The organism is Streptomyces doebereineriae (genome assembly GCF_031845645.1).
Lineage (GTDB): Bacteria > Actinomycetota > Actinomycetes > Streptomycetales > Streptomycetaceae > Streptomyces > Streptomyces canus.
The window spans coordinates 1-412 of record NZ_JAVREZ010000483.1 but is presented as its reverse complement, the minus strand read 5'-3'; the positions used below and the strand labels follow the sequence as shown (position 1 = coordinate 412).

Here is a 412-nt window from a genome sequence, read left to right as displayed (position 1 = left end):
ACGCGCAGTCGCGCAACCTGACGTCCACGAAGGCAACGACCTCATCCTGACCGCGCAACTGTTGGCGATGACTGCGCGCCGCGCCGAACTGGAACCGGGTTACATCGAGTCCGAGGTTCGCGCATATCGGGCCGTCGGTGAAGTGGTCGTAGCTGAAGGCCACGGGGATACCGTCGCCATCCGTGCGGCACTTGATGAACTTGACTCTCATCTGTCGTCGGGATCTGTTGCTGCACAAGATTTTCGGGCCTATTCGCTCGCCAGTGAAGTCTTGTGCCTGGCCATTGACGCGACCCGCGGTGCAACTGGGCCGGCCACCGAAGCCACCGCAGCCGCATTGGCCTTGCGCGAGGAACATCAAGCACAGATCGTCGGTGACTTCACCGTCGCCGGGCGATGACATCACCAATAC

General features: G+C 61.7%; 1 protein-coding gene. It reads left to right on the top strand.

Annotated elements, in window-relative coordinates; translation table 11 throughout:
- Positions 1-400: hypothetical protein (locus RNB18_RS52875; RefSeq protein WP_311721161.1), on the top strand; the 400-nt coding region annotated here is incomplete at its 5' end.
- Positions 401-412: the final 12 nt, after the last annotated feature.